Origin of the sequence: Cellulomonas sp. CW35 (assembly GCF_052378485.1) — a bacterium.
Lineage (GTDB): Bacteria > Actinomycetota > Actinomycetes > Actinomycetales > Cellulomonadaceae > Cellulomonas > Cellulomonas uda.
The window spans coordinates 2,399,263-2,415,710 of the sequence record NZ_CP199000.1; the positions used below are offsets into that span (position 1 = coordinate 2,399,263).

The 16,448-nt window shown below is 77.0% G+C and carries 9 protein-coding genes; 4 read left to right on the forward strand and 5 right to left on the reverse strand.

Annotated elements, in window-relative coordinates; all coding sequences use genetic code 11:
- Window positions 1–1,986 carry a DUF7937 domain-containing protein gene (locus ACT17Q_RS11040; RefSeq protein ID WP_444662430.1) on the reverse strand — a complete coding sequence of 662 codons (1,986 nt, stop codon included), beginning with the start codon at window positions 1,984–1,986 and terminating at the stop codon, window positions 1–3.
- Window positions 1,987–2,101: 115 nt separating this feature from the next.
- Window positions 2,102–3,220, reverse strand: a complete 1,119-nt coding sequence (gene rlmC / locus ACT17Q_RS11045; protein ID WP_444662432.1) for a 23S rRNA (uracil(747)-C(5))-methyltransferase RlmC — start codon at window positions 3,218–3,220, stop codon at window positions 2,102–2,104.
- Between the two features lie 60 nt (window positions 3,221–3,280).
- On the opposite strand from rlmC, the gene recC reads away from it, so the two are divergent.
- Genes recC through recD form a run of 3 tightly spaced genes read left to right on the forward strand, consistent with a single transcriptional unit; the run spans window position 3,281 to window position 11,951 of the window.
- A complete protein-coding gene (recC, locus tag ACT17Q_RS11050; protein WP_444662434.1) occupies window positions 3,281–6,742 on the forward strand; it encodes an exodeoxyribonuclease V subunit gamma in 3,462 nt (1,153 codons plus the stop codon).
- Window positions 6,739–10,119: a UvrD-helicase domain-containing protein gene (locus tag ACT17Q_RS11055; protein ID WP_444662436.1), complete on the forward strand. Its 3,381-nt coding sequence runs from the start codon at window positions 6,739–6,741 to the stop codon at window positions 10,117–10,119. The genes recC and ACT17Q_RS11055 overlap by 4 nt, the downstream gene beginning before the upstream one ends.
- Window positions 10,116–11,951 (forward strand): exodeoxyribonuclease V subunit alpha, encoded by a 1,836-nt coding sequence (gene recD / locus ACT17Q_RS11060; protein WP_444662438.1) that lies wholly within the window; start codon window positions 10,116–10,118, stop codon window positions 11,949–11,951. The genes ACT17Q_RS11055 and recD overlap by 4 nt, the downstream gene beginning before the upstream one ends.
- A 55-nt stretch (window positions 11,952–12,006) precedes the next feature.
- On the opposite strand, the gene ACT17Q_RS11065 is transcribed toward recD, so the two are convergent.
- From ACT17Q_RS11065 to ACT17Q_RS11075, 3 genes are read right to left on the reverse strand one after another with little or no spacing between them, the layout of a single operon-like run.
- Window positions 12,007–12,768, reverse strand: a complete 762-nt coding sequence (locus ACT17Q_RS11065) for an alpha/beta hydrolase (RefSeq protein WP_444662440.1) — start codon at window positions 12,766–12,768, stop codon at window positions 12,007–12,009.
- A 49-nt stretch (window positions 12,769–12,817) separates the two neighbouring features.
- Window positions 12,818–13,126 carry a DUF1905 domain-containing protein gene (locus tag ACT17Q_RS11070; RefSeq protein ID WP_444662442.1) on the reverse strand — a complete coding sequence of 103 codons (309 nt, stop codon included), beginning with the start codon at window positions 13,124–13,126 and terminating at the stop codon, window positions 12,818–12,820.
- A 39-nt stretch (window positions 13,127–13,165) separates the two neighbouring features.
- Window positions 13,166–14,641, reverse strand: a complete 1,476-nt coding sequence (locus ACT17Q_RS11075) for a glutamate synthase subunit beta (RefSeq protein ID WP_444662444.1) — start codon at window positions 14,639–14,641, stop codon at window positions 13,166–13,168.
- 133 nt (window positions 14,642–14,774) lie between these two features.
- On the opposite strand from ACT17Q_RS11075, the gene ACT17Q_RS11080 reads away from it, so the two are divergent.
- On the forward strand, window positions 14,775–16,439 hold the full coding sequence (locus ACT17Q_RS11080; RefSeq protein ID WP_444662446.1) for a hypothetical protein: 1,665 nt from the start codon (window positions 14,775–14,777) through the stop codon (window positions 16,437–16,439).
- The last annotated feature ends 9 nt before the right edge of the window (window positions 16,440–16,448 follow it).

A 16,448-nucleotide genomic window follows, 5' to 3' on the forward strand; every position in this document is an offset into this window, starting at 1 on the left:
TCAGCCGCGCCGGGCCGCGAGCGCCGCGTCGATCTGCGGGTCACCGAGCCGGCCGAGCCACTCCAGCAGGTCCGGGTAGGTGGACGGGTTGGACGCGAGGTGCACGCGCAGCTCGGGGGCCTGCGCCGCGATCGCCGCGAGCACCTCGAGGTCCGTCGACGGGTCGCTCGCCTGCTCGGCCGTGAACGGGTGCGCAGGAGCCGCGTCCGGGTGGGCCGGGGCGGCGGGCTCCGGCTCCTGACCCTCGGCCGGGTCGTCCCCCGCGTACTCGTCGAACCAGGTCGGCTCCTCCTGCGTCGTCGCATGGTCGGTCTCGCCGAGGCCCGCGGCGTCGGGCTCGGCGCGCTGCAGCGGCACGGTGGGCGCCGGCCCGGCGTCGGGCTCCGCAGCCACGGGCTCAGCCGCGACGGGCTCAGCCGCGACGGGCTCGGCCGCGACCGGCTCGGCCGCGTGCTCCTCGGCGACCGGCTCCGCCGTCACGGGCCGGACCGGGGCAGGCTGGGACGGGAGCGGCTCGGCCGGGGCGGGCTGGGCCGTGGGCGGCACCACGGGCGCGGACGCCTGCGTGGGCACGCCCGTCGGCACGGGGTGCGCGAACGCCGGCTGCGGCTCGCCGGTCCACGGCTGACGCACGGCGCCGCCGTGCACCGCGTACCACTGGCGCACCGACGCGGGGCCGAGCAGCGCGACGGTCGCGAGCGTCGGAAGGCCGAACGCCACGAGCAGGTCGGACAGGTCCACCTGGCCGAGCAGACGCGGGAGCGCGTCCGCGTCCCCGAGCAGCGCGAGCGCGACGATGCCGAGCGCGACCACCACGAACGTCGCGACGAGTGCCGCCGGCCGCCCGCCCGCCGGGTCGCCCGCGTGCACCGTCCGCGCGACGAACGCCGCGAGCGCCGTCAGCACCAGCACCACGACGAGCGCGACCTCCCACGCGCGGACCCCGCCGCCGGCGGTGCCGGACGCCACGACGACCACGAGGTGCAGCAGGGCGTAGCCCGCCGCGATCACGACGACCGACAGCCACGACCGGTGGGCCACGTCGAACCACTCGCGCTCGGGCGGCGCGACCGGACGCACGAGCCGGCTCCACACCGGGTAGAGCACCACGGCACCCGCGGCAGGCAGCACGACGTAGCCCGCGTGCCACGTCGCGACGGTCAGCGCCGTGTGGAAGCCGGACCCGGGCTGCTCGCCGTGGAACGGTCCGTAGAAGACGAACCAGAAGGTCGCGGTCGTCGCGACCGCGAGCAGCACCCACCGCCAGGCGGCGGACCCGCGCACGACGCCCAGCACGGGCACGGCGGCGACGAGCGCGACGAGGAGCGTCCCCCCGAGCGAGACCAGCACCAGGCCCCAGCCGCCGTCGAGCCGCAGCAGGTCCGCGAGGTTCGTGGCGAGGTCGACGAGGCTCACGAGCTGCAGCGCGAGCGCGACCCCGAGGAGCGCGACGAGCGCACGGCGGGTCCAGGCGGTGACCAGCTCGACGGTGCGCGCGCTGCCGAGCTCCGCGACCCGCGGGCCGGCCGCGACCGCGACGCCCGCGAGCCCGACCGCGACCGCCGGGCCGATCCCCCCGGGCACGACTTCCCCGACGACCTCGTCGGTGAAGGCCACGCCCACGTCGAGCACGAGGTACACGACGACGAGCAGCACGTACGGCACGTTCGCGAGCGCGCGCGCAGCGAGCACCGTGCGGTTGGTCCATCCGCGCGGCAGCGCCCCGAAGCGCGCGAGGTAGAACAGCGTGAGCGACAGCACGGACAGGACCGTGGCGAGCACGACCTCGAGCCGCTCGCCGGCGGTGTAGCGGTAGTCCCACCCGAGGCCGAGGCTGACGAGCAGGAGGAGAACGGCGACCGCGTCCGTCACGTAGTCGCGCACGGGCACGCCCGCGAACGCGCTGGGCCGCTTCGCGGGCGGGGGCGGGTACCCGCCCGACGAGTACGGGTGGGGCCCGCCGGGCTGCTCGTCCGGGCTGCTCATCGTCGCGCTCCTTCGTCGTGCTCGGGACCGGGTGCCGACGCGACTGTAGCCGCCCGGGCGATGTTCCGGCGCCCGCTTCGTCCCGTTCCCGCCCGCACGGGCGAGCGCGCCGCGCTCAGGTCCTGCGTTCGAGGAGGACCGCGACCTCGTAGTGCGTGGTCTGCGGGAACATGTCGAACACGCGCGCCTCGCGCACGGCGAACGAGCCCATCGCCGCGAGGTCGCGCGCGAGCGACACCGCGTTGCACGACGAGTAGACGACGCGCGTCACGCCCGAGCCCTCGAGCCAGCCCGCGAGCGCGGGACCGATGCCGCGCCGCGGCGGGTTGACCACGACGAGGTCCGGGGGCGCACCCTGCGCGAGCGCCCACGCGGTGGCGTCGGCGGCCACGAACGTCGCCGGGCGACCGAGCTCCGCGGCCGTGGCCCGCGCGCTCGCGACCGCCTCCTCGCTCGTCTCGACGCCGACGACGTGCGCCGCGTGCACGTGCAGCGCGAACCCACCGACACCGCAGTACAGGTCCCACACGCTCGTCGGCGCGCTCTGCTGCACCCAGGCGGCCGCCTGGCGGTACAGCGCGGCGGTGACGTCCGTGTTCGTCTGGAAGAACGAGCGCGGGCGCAGGTGCAGCGCGACGCCGTCGACGTCCATCGTGAGCGTCTGCTGCTCGGTCAGCGGGATCTCCAGGTCACCCTCGAGCACGGCCTTGTGCTCGGGCAGGACGTTGACGCTCGCGACCGCGAGCGTCGGCAGCTCGGCGCGGAGGCTCGGCAGGTGCTTGCGGATGCGCGCGACGGCCTCCTGCGAGCGCAGGACGAGCCGCAGCATCAGGCGCCCGTCCGGCGCGCGCGTGAGCAGGACGTGCTTGAGCTCGCCGCGCCGCGCGGGCACGTCGTACGGCTCGATCGCGGCGCGGGTCACGAACCGCGCGACCGCGGGGAACGCGGCACGCAGCTCGTCGGGGTACAGGCCGCAGCCCTGCAGGTCCACGCCGCGCCCGGCGGCGTCGAGGATGCCCAGGGTGGGGTGCGCGGCCGTGCCCGCGACGACCATCTTGGCCTTGTTGCGGAAGCCCGCCTCGGGGCTCGCGACGGGCGGGAGCCAGCGCGCGTCGGGGTGGTCGGCGAGCAGACCGCGCGCGTGGGTCTGCTTGGCGGCGAGCTGCTCGTCGTACGGGCGTCCCATCCAGCCGCAGGACCGGCACAGCCCCGCGTCGTAGTAGGAGCACTGCACGTCCACAGGGTACGGGCCCGCGTCGCGCGGGCTGTCGGGGCGGGTGGCTAGGGTGCGGGCGTGGGTGACGAGGGCAGCGAGGTCGGCGGGGTCGGTGCGGGCGGCGCCGCGGCGGGAGGTGGCCGCCTGCACGTGCACGTCGCGGAGCGCGCGGACGCGCTCGTCGCCGCGCTGGCCGACGAGCTCGCACGCCCGCCCGCGGACCCGTTCGCGGTGGACCTCGTGGCCGTGCCGACCCGCGGCGTGGAGCGCTGGGTCGCGCAGCGGCTCGCGCACCGCCTGGGCGTCGGCGACCAGGTGCTGCAGGACGGCGTGTGCGCGAACGTGCGGTTCGACCCGCCCGCGCGCGTCGTCGGCGACGTGCTGGCGGCCGTGGCGGGCGTCGACCGCGACAGCGACCCGTGGCGGCCGCAGGCGTTGCCGTGGGACGTGCTGGACGTCCTCGACACGCACGCCGACGAGCCGTGGCTCGCGACCGTCGCGCACCACCTCGGCAGTGCCGGGCACGGCGAGGACGACGCGCTGCGCGCGGGCCGGCGGATGCACCTCGCGCAGCGGGTCGCGCGGCTCCTGGCCGCCTACGACGCGCGTCGCCCCTCGCTCGCGCGGGCCTGGACCACCGCGCCGGCCGGGTCCCCCGCCACGGCGGCGGGGGACGGGGCCGGCGGCCCGCTCCCCCCGGACCTGGCCTGGCAGCCCGTGCTGTGGCGCCTGCTCGTCGAGCGGCTCGGTCCGCCGCCCGCGCTGCGGGTCGACGAGGCGGTCGCGCGGCTCGTCGAGGAGCCCGGGCTGGTCGACCTCCCCGAGCGGCTGCACGTGCTCGGCCCGACGTCGCTGCCCGCCGCGCACCTCGCCGTGCTCGGCGCGTTGGCGGCGCGTCGGGACGTGCACGTGTGGCTCCCCCAGCCGTCGCTCACGCTGTGGCGGGCGGTCGAGCCCGTCGCCGGGACGCGCCGGCGGCGCGACGTCCGTCCGGGCGCGCACCACCCGTTGCTGCGCTCGATGGCGACCGACGCGACCGAGCTCGCCGCGCGGGTCAAGGCGCTCGACCCGGTGGTCCACGAGCTCGTCGCCGAGCCGCCGGCCGCGAGCGTGCTGGGCGCGCTGCAGGCACGCGTGCGCGCCGACGCGCCCCCGGGCTCGTCGCGACCGGTGCCTGCGGACCCTGCCGACCGGTCGGTGCAGGTGCACTCCTGCCACGGCCGGTCCCGTCAGGTCGAGGTGCTGCGCGACGTCGTCGTCGGTCTCCTCGCGGACGACCCGACGCTCGAGCCGCGCGACGTGCTCGTGATGTGCCCCGACGTCGAGGCGTTCGCGCCGCTCGTGCACGCCGTGTTCGGCCCCGCGCCCGACGAGCCCGGGACGCCCGAGCACCCCGGCCGCACGCTGCGGGTCCGCATCGCCGACCGGTCCCCCGCGCGCGCCAACCCGGTGCTCGCGGTGCTCACCACGCTCCTGGAGCTCGCGGGCTCGCGCGTGACCGCCTCGGCCGTCGTCGACCTCGCGGAGACCGCGCCCGTGCGACGCCGGTTCGGGCTGGACGACGAGGCGCTGGACCGGCTGCGCGCGTGGGCGCTCGAGTCGGGCGTGCACTGGGGCGAGGACGTCGAGCGCCGCGCGCGCTACCGGCTCGGTGCGGTCCCGCAGGGCACGTGGGCCGCCGCGCTCGACCGGCTGCTGCTCGGCGTGGCGATGGCCGAGGAGGGTCAGCGGTACGTCGGCCCCGTGCTCCCGGTGGACGACGTGGGCTCCTCGGACGTCGCGCTCGTCGGCCGCGTGGCCGAGCTGCTGGACCGGCTCACCGCGGTGCTGGCCGACCTGGACGGCGCGCACCCCGCCGCACGCTGGTTCGACGCGATGGACCGCGCGCTGCTCCTGCTCACCGACGTGGCACCGGCCGACCGGTGGCAGCAGGCCGAGGCGCAACGCGTGCTCGCCGCGGCGCGCGAGGACGCGGCGGGTCGGTCCAGCACGCTGCGGCTGCGGGACGTGGTCGCCCTGCTCGGCCCGCGCCTCGAGGGACGGCCGACGCGCACCGGCTTCCGCACCGGCGCGCTGACCGTCTGCTCGCTCGCACCCATGCGGGCCGTGCCGCACCGGGTGGTCGTGCTGCTCGGCATGGACGACGGCGTGTTCCCGCGCGGGGGCCGCCGCGACGGCGACGACGTGCTCGCGCGCGACCCGCTCGTCGGTGAGCGCGACCGCCGTCAGGAGGACCGCCAGCTCTTCCTCGACGCCGTCATGTCCGCGACCGAGCACCTCGTGGTGCTGCACACGGGTGCCGACGAGCGGACCGGCGCGCACCGGCCGCCGTGCGTGCCCGTGGGCGAGCTGCTGGACGCGGTCGACGAGGCCGTCGCGCTGCCCGGGGGTGCGCGCGCCGCCCTCGTCGTCGAGCACCCGCTGCAGCCCGTCGACCCGCGCGTGTTCACGCCCGGCGCGCTCGGCCGGCCCGGGCCGTTCGGGTTCGACGCGCTCGACCTCGCGGCCGCACGTGCCGCGACGGGCCCACGCGCCGTGTCCGACGTGCTCGTCCCGACCCCGCTGCCCCCGCCCGGCAGCGCCGGGGACGACGTGGACCTCGCGGACCTCGTCGCGGCGCTGCAGCACGCGCCGCGCGCGTTCTTCCGGCAGCGTCTCGACGCGACCCTGCCGCGCGACGAGCCGCAGCTCGACGACCGCATGCCGCTCGAGCTGGACGCGCTCACCCGCTGGGCGATCGGCGACCGTGTGCTCACGGCGACGCTCGACGGCGCCGACCTGGCGGCCACCGCGGCCGCGGAGCGACGCCGCGGCCACCTGCCCCCGCGCGAGCTCGGCGGGGCCACGCTCGAGGCGATCCTGGACGAGGCCCGGCCGATCCTCGAGGCCGCCCGTCCCTACCTCGCGGGCGAGGCCGCCTCGTGCGACGTGCGCGTGGCGCTGCCGCACGCGACGCGGTCGGTCACCGGGACGGTGGCCGGGCTGCGCGACGGGCAGCTCGTGCGCGTCGTGTACTCGCGGCTCGCGGCCAAGCACCTGCTCGAGTCGTGGGTGCTCCTGCTCGCCCTCGCCGCGAGCGGCGCGCAGGTCCGACGGGCCGTGACGATCGGGCGGGGCCGCGGCGACGCCGACCGGTCCGTGCTGCGCGCACCGGAGCCCGGGCTCGCGCGCGAGCTGCTGGGCGAGCTCGTCGCGGTGCGCGACGAGGCGATGCTCGCGCCGATCCCGCTGCTCACCCGCACGAGCCACGCCTACGCGGCGTGCCGCTGGGAACGCGGGTCCACCTCCGAGGCGATGCGAGCCGCGCGCCGCGAGCTCGGCTCGCTCGACGACGCGGAGAGCGGCCGCGGCGGGTTCGAACGGGTCGACGCCTACCACGTGCTCGCGTGGGGGGACGGGTTCGCGCTCGACGACCTGCTCGGTGAGCCCACCGCGCTCGACCGGACGCTGCGCCCCCAGGAACCCACCCGGTTCGGGGCGCTCGCGGCCCGCGTGTGGGACGCGCTGCTGCAGCACGAGCGGTTCGAGGAGGCGGTGTGAACGACGATGCCGTTCCCGTTTTCGACGCGTGCGGCCCGCTGCCCGGCGTCGAGACCGTGGTCCTCGAGGCGAGCGCCGGCACCGGCAAGACGTGGACGATCGCGTCGCTCGCCGTGCGGTACGTCGCCGAGCTCGACGTGCGCCTGCCCGAGCTGATGCTCGTGACGTTCGGCCGCGCCGCGACCACCGAGCTGCGCGACCGCGTGCGCTCACGCCTCGTCGAGGTCGAGCGCGCGCTGCGCGACCCGGCCACGGCACGCTCGTCGTCGGACGAGGTGGTCGCCCTGCTCGCGGACGTGCCGCCCGACGAGGCCGAGCGCCGCCGCGCGCGCGTCGCCCGGGCCGTCGCGGAGTTCGACGCCGCGACCATCACCACGACGCACGGTTTCTGCCAGCAGATGCTCGCGATGCTCGGGACGACCGCCGACATGGACCACGACGCGGTGCTCGTTCCGGACGTCGCCGACCTCGAGGCGGACGTGGCCGACGACCTGTACCTGCGCACGTACGCGGCGCAGCCCGAGCCGCTCGTCACGGTCGGCGAGGCGCGCGAGCTGATGCACGCGGCGATCTCCGACCACGCCGCCGCGCTCGAGCCCGCGGACGCGGAGCCGGGCACGCGCGCGTTCCACCGGTTCAAGCTCGCGGACGTCGCCCGCCAGGAGATGCGGCGGCGCAAGCGGGCCGCGGGCGTGGTCGACTACGACGACCTGCTCACGCTGCTGCGGGACGCGCTCACCGACCCGGTGACCGGCCCGGCGGCCCGCGAGCGCGTGCGCGGGGCGTACCGCGTGGTCATGGTCGACGAGTTCCAGGACACCGACCCGGTGCAGTGGCAGATCCTCGAGGCGGCGTTCGCGGGCGAGCGCACGCTCGTCCTGATCGGCGACCCCAAGCAGGCCATCTACGCGTTCCGCGGCGCCGACGTCGCGACGTACCTGGTGGCGGCGCAGCACGCGCGCCGCGCGACCCTCGCGCACAACCACCGCGCGGACCCCGAGGTGCTCACGGGCCTGCGCCCGGTGCTCGAGGGAGCCGCGCTGGGCGACCGGCGCATCGTCGTGCGCCCCGTGCAGGCCCGGCGCACCGGGCGGCGCCTGCGCGGTGGGCCACCCGTGGTCCTGCGCCAGGTGACCCGTGAGGCGCTGCGCACCACGGCCGCACGGACCCCGGCCGTCGGCGCGGTGCGCGACTTCCTGTACGCGGATGTCGCGGCGCAGGTCGTCGAGACGCTGCGCACGCACCAGGTGCTCGACGGCACCGGCTGGCGCGAGGTCCGCCCGGGCGACGTCGCGGTGCTCGTGCGCCGCAACCGTGACGCGACCGCGGTGCAGCGCGCGCTCGCCGACGCGGGCGTGCCCGCGGTGATCTCCGGTCTGGCGAGCGTGTTCGGCACCCGCGCCGCGCAGCACTGGCTCACCCTGCTGTCCGCGCTCGCGCGGCCCGACGACGCGCGGCTCGCCGCCGGTGCGGCGCTCACCCCGTTCCTCGGCTGGACCGCGGCGGACCTGGCGCAGGCCGACGACGACGCGCGCGACCGGCTCGCCGAGCGGGTGCGCACCTGGTCCGCGACGCTCGCGTCGCACGGCGTCGCGGCGCTCCTCGAGGCCGCGGCCGCGGCCGGGATGCGCGAGCGCGTGATGCGCCGCGCGGACGGCGAGCGCGAGCTCACGGACGTGCGGCACGTGGGCGAGGCACTGCACGCCGTGACCGTGCAGGAGGGCCTCGGCGCGTCCGCGCTGCTCGAGTGGCTGCGCGCGCGCATCGACGCCTCCGCGCGCGACTACGCCGAGGAGCGCAGCCGCCGTCTGCAGACCGACGCCGCGGCGGTCCAGGTGATCACCGTGCACGCGAGCAAGGGCCTGCAGTTCCCGGTCACGCTCGTGCCGTTCGCGTGGGACACGTGGGTGCCGTCGGACCCGCCCGTGCTGCGGTTCCACCGCGACGACGCGCGGACGCTGCACGTCGGCGGCCCCGACAGCCCCGGCTACGCCGACGGTCTGCGCGCGCACCAGGACGACGAGGCGGGCGAGCAGCTGCGGCTCACCTACGTCGCGCTCACGCGCGCGCACAGCCAGGTGGTCGTGTGGTGGGCCCCGAGCCGCAACGCCGAGCGCAGCCCGCTGTCGCGTCTGCTGCTGGCCGAGCGCGACGTGGACGGCACTCCCGCGCCGGTCGTCCCGGTGCCGTCCGACGACGCCGCCGGGCAGGCGTTCGCCGCGCTCGCCGCGGCCACGGGCGGCGCGCTGGTGCACGAGCGCGTCGCGCAGGCGCGTCCGCCGGCACGCTGGTCCCCCCCGCCCGCGCCGACGCCCCCGCTCGCGCTCGCGCGCCTCGACCGCACCCTCGACACCGCGTGGCGTCGCACGTCCTACACGGGACTGACGGCCGCCGCGTACGACGCGCAGCACCACGCGCCCTCGTCGGAGCCCGAGACGACGGGTGTGCAGGACGAGCCCGAGGGCGCTCCCCTCGCGTCCACCCACGCGGCGACCGCCGGCCCGGACGAGGCCGCGCTGCGCGCGCTGGGCTCCCCCATGGCGGACCTGCCGGCGGGGACGGCGTTCGGCACGCTCGTGCACCACGTGCTCGAGAACGTGGACACGCGCGCGGCGGACCTCGTCGCGCAGGTCGCGGAGCGGTGCGCGCAGGCCGACCCGGGCCGCGCGCTGCCGGTCGGTCCCGACGAGCTCGCCGAGCGCCTCCTGCCCGCGCTGCACACCCCGCTCGGCCCGCTCGCCGACGGGCTGACGCTCGCGCAGGTCGCACCGGCGGACCGGCTGCCCGAGCTGGACTTCGAGCTGCCGCTCGCGGGCGGCGACCGGGTGCGCGACGGTGCCGGGACCGCGGCGTCGCTGCGGGACGTCGCCGCGCTGTGGCGCACGCACGTGCCCGCCGACGACCCGCTCGCCGGGTACGGCGACCGGTTGGCGGACCCGGTGCTCGCCGCGAGCACGCTGCGCGGCTACCTCACGGGCAGCATCGACGCCGTGCTGCGCGTGCCGTCGGCGCGCGGCGGGCACCGCTACCTCGTCGTGGACTACAAGACCAACCGCCTGGGCCCGTGGGAGGAGCCCCTCTCCGCGTGGCACTACCGGCCCTCGGCCATGCTGGCGGCGATGGTCGAGCACCACTACCCGCTGCAGCTCGTGCTGTACTCCGTCGCGTTGCACCGGTTCCTGCGCTGGCGGGTGGCGGGCTACGACCCCGACGCGCACCTGGGCGGGGGGCTGTACCTGTTCGTGCGCGGGATGCTCGGCCCCGGCACCCCCGTGCTCGACGGCCCCGGCGGCCCGGCCCCCACGGGCGTCCTCGCGTGGCGCCCGCCGACCCCGCTGGTGCTCGCACTGTCCGACCTCCTGGCGGGAGCCCGATGAACGACCCGACGACCATCGGCGGTGCCGCTGTCGACCCGCACCCGGACGTGCCCTGGCGCGTCACAGGTCTGCTCGCGCCGTTCGTCGCCGCACGCGTGCTCACCGCCGCGGACGTGCACGTCGCCCGCCGCGTCACCGGCATGTGCGGCGAGGACGACGAGCGCGTGGCGCTCGCGGTCGCCCTCGCCGTGCGCGCGCTGCGGGCCGGGTCGGTGTGCGTCGTGCTCGCGGACGCGCGCACGATCGTCGAGCCCGCGCAGGACGACGACGCCGAGGTGCTGGTCGACGGGTCCGCACGCGGCACGGTCGCGGACCTCCCGTGGCCCGACCTCGACCCGTGGGTCGCGGCCGTCCGGTCGAGCCCCGCGGTCGCCGACGGACCCGACGGACCCGACGACCGCCCGCTGCGGTGGGCCGGTGCGCGCCTCTACCTCGACCGGTACTGGCGCGACGAGGTCGAGGTCCGCACGCAGGTCACGCAGCGGCTCGCCCACGTCGACGTCGACCCGGACCGGCTCGAGGCCGCGGTGGAGCGCCTGTTCCCGCGGCCCGAGGACGAGCGGCAGCGCGCCGCGCTGCGGACCGCCGCGACCTCGCGACTCACCGTTCTCACGGGCGGCCCGGGCACCGGCAAGACCACGACCGTCGCGCGGCTCGTCGCCGCGCTGCAGGACGTCGCCGGGCCCGGGCTGCGCGTCGCGCTCGCGGCACCCACGGGCAAGGCCGCGGCGCGGCTGCAGGAGTCCGTCAACGCCCAGGTCGCCGCGCTCGCCGAGCTCGGGCTCGACGCGGACCGCGCGCGCGTCGGCGAGATGCACGCCAGCACCGTGCACCGCCTGCTCGGGCACCGCCCGGGCAGCAGCACGCGGTTCCGCCACCACGCCGGGCACCGGCTGCCGCACGACGTGATCGTGGTCGACGAGACCTCGATGATGTCGCTGTCCCTCATGGCCCGGCTGCTCGAGGCGGTGCGCCCGCAGGCGCGCGTCGTGCTCGTCGGCGACGCTCACCAGCTCGCGAGCGTCGAGGCCGGCGCCGTGCTGGGCGACCTGGTCGCCTCGCTCCCGGGCGGGGTGGTCGAGCTGACCCGCGAGCACCGGTTCGGGCGTGCGCTCGCGGACCTCGCCCGTGCCGTCCGCGACGGCGACGACGAGCGCACCGTGGCGCTCCTGCGCGCCGGCGGGGAGTCGGTGGAGTGGGTCGAGACGACAGGCGACGTGGCGACCCCCGCCGAGGTCGCGACGCTCGAGCAGGACGTGCGCGCGACGGGCCGGCGGCTCGTGACCGCCGCCCGCGCGGGCGACGCGGACGGGGCGCTCGCCGCGCTCGCCGAGCACCGGCTGCTGCTGGCGCACCGCCGGGGGCCGGCCGGCGTCGCGCACTGGGCGGCGCTCGCCGAGGAGTGGGTCGCGCAGGAGACGGGTGGCCGCTCGGGCGCTCCGTTCCCACCGGGCCGGCCGTTGATCGTCACGAGCAACGACCGCGCCACGGGGCTGTCGAACGGCGACACGGGCGTCGTGGTCGCGACGCCCGACGGGGTCGCGGTCGCGTTCGCGACGTCCGCGGGGCACCGGCTCGTCCCGACGCACCGGCTCCCGCCGGTGCAGGGCGTGCACGCCATGACCGTCCACCGCGGGCAGGGCAGCCAGTTCACGCGCGTGAGCGTGCTCCTGCCCCCGGCCTCGTCGCCCCTGCTCACGCGCGAGCTGCTGTACACGGCCGTCACGCGCGCGCAGGACCACCTACGGGTCGTCGGGACGCAGGCGGCCGTGCGCGCCGCCGTGCGGCGCCGCGTGCAGCGCGCGAGCGGGCTCGGCTCGCCCGGCCCCTGACGGCCGGTCGGTGACACAGCGCGACAGCGACCCCGCGCGTCAGCGACCGCGCGCGTCAGCGCCGCAGCGGCAGCCAGTCGAGCACGTCCTGGATCGACGCGTCCCAGTACTCCCAGTCGTGGTCCCCCGGCCCGTCGACGTCCGCGTGCACGTCCACGCCGCGGCGGCGCGCCGCCTCGAGCCAGCGCAGGTTCGCGCCGTGCAGGAAGTCCTGCGTCCCGCACGAGACGAACAACGCGGGCAGCGCCGCCGGGTCGGCCCGTTCGACGAGCGCGACGAGGTCGTCGTCGGGACCCGGCGGACGCCCGCCCCACACCTGCGGCACCTCGGCGTCCCACAGGTGCGCGTCGCCCGCGACGTCCAACGCCCCCGAGAGGGACGCCGCCGCGGCGAACCGCTCGGGCTGGCGCAGCGCCCACTTGAACGCTCCGTAGCCGCCCATCGACAGGCCCGCGACGAACGTGTCCTCGCGCCGTGTCGACACCCGGAAGAACGACGCGACGACCGCCGGCAGCTCGACCGTCAGGTGTGTCCAGTACGCACCGCCGTGCACCTCGTCGGCGTAGAACGAGCGGCCGCCGCGCGGCATCACGACCGCGACGCCGTGGCGTGCGGCGTACCGCTCGACGGACGTGCGGCGCGTCCAGATCGTCTCGTCGTCACTCAGCCCGTGCAGCAGGTACAGCACGGGTGGCGGCGCGTCGTCCGCCACGCCCCGCATCCCGATCTGGGTCTGCGTGGCCTGGGGCAGGACGACCGTGGCCGCCGTGCTGACGCCGAGCGCGTCGGAGAAGAAGTGGCAGGTGAGCAGCGCCATCGCGGACCTCCTGGTCGAGAGCCCCAGCCTGCCACGCGCGCGGCGGTGCTCAGGCCGGGCCGTCCAGGTCGACCAGCCGCAGCCGGACGCGTGCCACGTCACCGGCCTCGACCGACTCCCGGCGGCGCACCGCGGCCTTGATCGGCAGCACGTACGTCTCGGCGCCCGGGAAGATCGACGTGCGCCACGTCGTCGTCCCGATCGTCGCCTCGACGCGCACCGACCCGAACCCGCGCGACACACCCTCGGCGGCGTCGGCGATCTCGTCGGCCAGGTCCGTCGGCAGGTCGACGAACGTCCACGAGTCGTGCTTGCGCGCGTCCCACAGCCGCAGCCGGGCCTCGAAGTCCACATCCACGGCGCCGATCATGCCGCGCCCGGCCGACACGGGCGCAGGTCAGGCCCGCAGCGCGACCGTGCTCGCGGCGATCGGCGCGGGCAGCTGCGTGCCCCCGGTCAGGTGACGGTCGACCGCCGCGGCCACCGCACGGCCCTCCGCGATGGCCCACACGACGAGCGACTGGCCCCGCCCGCAGTCGCCCGCGACGAACACCCCGGGGGTGCCGGTCGTGAAGTCGTCGCCGCGCACGAACGCGCCACGCGGGCCGACCTCGAGCCCGAGCTCGTCGGCGAGCGAGCCACGCTCGGGCCCGGTGAAACCGAGCGCGAGCAGGACGAGCTGCGCGGGCAGCACCCGCTGCGTGCCCGGGACGGGCTCGAACGCGCCGTCGGCGCCGCGGCGCACGTCCTGCAGCGCCAGGCCGGCCACGCGACCGTCGTCGTCGCCGACGAGCTCGGTGGTGCTCACCGCGAACAGCCGCTCACCGCCCTCCTCGTGCGACGTGGAGATCTTGAACACCGCGGGGTACGTCGGCCACGGCTGCTCCGCCGGACGCTCGTGCGGCGCGGGCGGCATGATCTCGAGCTGGGTGATCGAGCGCGCCCCCTGGCGCACCGCGGTCCCCACGCAGTCGGCCCCGGTGTCACCTCCGCCGACGACGACCACGTCGAGCCCGGTCGCGACGGGCGCGCCCGGCACCGGCTCGCCCACCGCCGCGTGGTTCGCGGGCACCAGGTAATCCATCGCGGGCATGACGCCGCGCAGCGCACGCCCCGGCACACCGAGGTCACGCGGCACCGTGGAGCCCACCGTGACGACGACCGCGTCGTGCCGCAGGCGCAGCTCGTCGCCGCCGATGTCGCGGCCGACCTCGACCCCGCACCGGAACACCGTGCCCTCGGCACGCATGACGTCCAGGCGCCGCTCCAGCACCGCCGCGGGCAGCTTGTACTCCGGGATGCCGAACCGCATCAGCCCGCCCGGCGCGGTGGCCCGCTCGTACACCGTGACGGTGTGGCCCACGCGCGTGAGCTGCTGCGCCGCGGCCAGGCCAGCAGGCCCCGACCCGACCACCGCGACCGTGTGGCCCGTCATGCGCTGGGGCACAGCAGGCGTCACCAGGCCGCGGTCGAACGCCTCCTCGACCACCGACAGCTCGACGTTGCGGATCGTGACCGGCGCCTGGTTGATGCCGAGCACGCACCCCGTCTCGCACGGCGCCGGGCACACCCGCCCGGTGACCTCCGGGAAGTTGTTGGTCTGGTGCAGCCGGTCGGACGCGTCGCGCCACTGCGCACGCCACGTGAGGTCGTTCCACTCGGGGACGAGGTTCCCGAGCGGGCAGGCGTGGTGGCAGAACGGCACACCGCAGTCCATGCACCGCCCGGCCTGGCGGTGCAGCACCGCGAGCGCGTCGGCCTCGCCCGTCGGGTGCCGGTGCACCTCCGCCCAGTCGAGGATCCGGACCGCGACCGGGCGGTCGCGCGGGAGCTCGCGCTCACGCGTGCGCAGGAAACCGCGGGGATCGGCCATGGGCGCGACCGTAGACCCGCCCGGCACGCCCGGGGCGCGCCGAAGGTCCCGACCGCACCCTGTGGACGACGCCCGATACGTCCTGTTCGTTCCGGCTAAGGTCCGGCGTCGACCACCAACCAGGGGGAACCTCATGCGTCGAACGCTCCTCGTCCTCGCCGCCGTGCTCGGCGGTCTCCTGCTCGTCGTCGGTGTCGCCGTCGCCGTCGTCTTCGGCCCCGACGACACCGCGGACACACCCGCGAGCCCGCTGCCCGACGGCGTGCGCGCCGCGACCACCGTCCCCGACCTGCTGGGCTACCGCGACGCCACGCTGCGCGTCACTGCCGAGAGCGCGGGCGGCCCGGTGTTCGTCGGCGCCGGCAACCCGATCGACGTGGACAGCTACCTGGGCGACACGCGCCAGCTGCGCGTCACGACGGTCACGCCGCTCGACGGCGCCACGGGCACCGTGCGTGGCACGGCTCCGGCGCCGGCCGTCGCCGCGTCGTCGCTCGACCTGTGGGACCGCTCGGTCCACGGCCGTGGGGCGCAGGCACTCACGCTCGATCTCGACGGCACGCCGACGAGCGTCGCCGTGCTCGCCGCCGGGAAGCGCGCGGCGGTCACGGTGTCGTTCGGCCTCGTCGTCGCGCACGCGTTCGTCGCGGGGCTCGCCGCGGCCGTCCTCGGGCTCGTCCTGCTCACGCTGCCGGTCCTGGCCCGCCGCCGGCGCCGGCGGCGCGAGCGCGCGGCCGAGCGGAGCGCCGCGGCGCCTGAGGTGACCGCACCCGAGGCCGTCCCCGCCGGGACGCACCTGCGCTCGACGCGGCGCCCCCTGCGGTGGGCCGTCCCCGTCCTGTGCGTCGTCGCGCTCGCGGGGTGCACCGCGGTCCCGCAGCGCGTCACGACCGCCGAGATCACGCGGCCCGGGCTGGAGCGCGACGAGCTGACCGCGGCGCTGGCGTCCTACGACGAGCGCAACAACGCGGCGATCGACCTCGCCTCCCGCACGCACGACGCGTCGGGCTGGGCCACGGCCGACCGCGGCATCATCCTGCGCTCGGACCTGCACTCCACCCGGTACGCCGAGGAGAGCGGCGAGGCCGAGGCCGCGGGCACGGCCCTCACGACGACGCCCGATGCCTCCTCGCTCGTCTCCCCGAGCTTCACCGGGTACCCGATGTGGTTCGCGGTCACCGGCACGATGGCCGACGCGGACGAGAAGAAGCCGGAGCGCGCGCTGCTCGTGTTCGAGCGCGACGGCGTGCTCGACCCGTGGCGGATGAGCGCGTCCGTCGAGATCGGCGACGAGAAGGTGCGGGCGCTCGCGCCCGGGGCCGCGTCGCGGCCGAGCCCCGCGCAGGTCGCCGCGGCCCAGGCCGTGTCGGACCAGGTCGTGGCGTACCTCGAGACCGGCGAGAAGGGTGAGCTGACCGTGCCCGACCGGCTCGCGCGGCTGCGCGAGGAGATCGTCGGCGACGGCGTGAACTCCCGCCTGGAGCGCGCGACGATCCGCGCGGTCGGCTCGGGTGACGACGCGCTGGACCCGGGCGAAGGCGCACCCAAGGTCGCGGCTGTCGAGGGCGGCGTCCTGGTGACCGCGACGTTCAGCGTGGACCACACGCAGGCCGCGGTCGGCGGCGACGCGACGCTCGCGTTCACCGACGAGGCGTTCGCGCGGGCCGTCGGGCAGACCGGGCGGCACCGTGCGCTGGAGCTGCGCGAGGTGCTCGCCGTCGCCGTCCTCGTCCCGGACGACGGCACGCCCACGTTCCTCGGCGTGCGCACGGACACGGTCGGTCCCCCGACCCGCTGACGCCCCGTG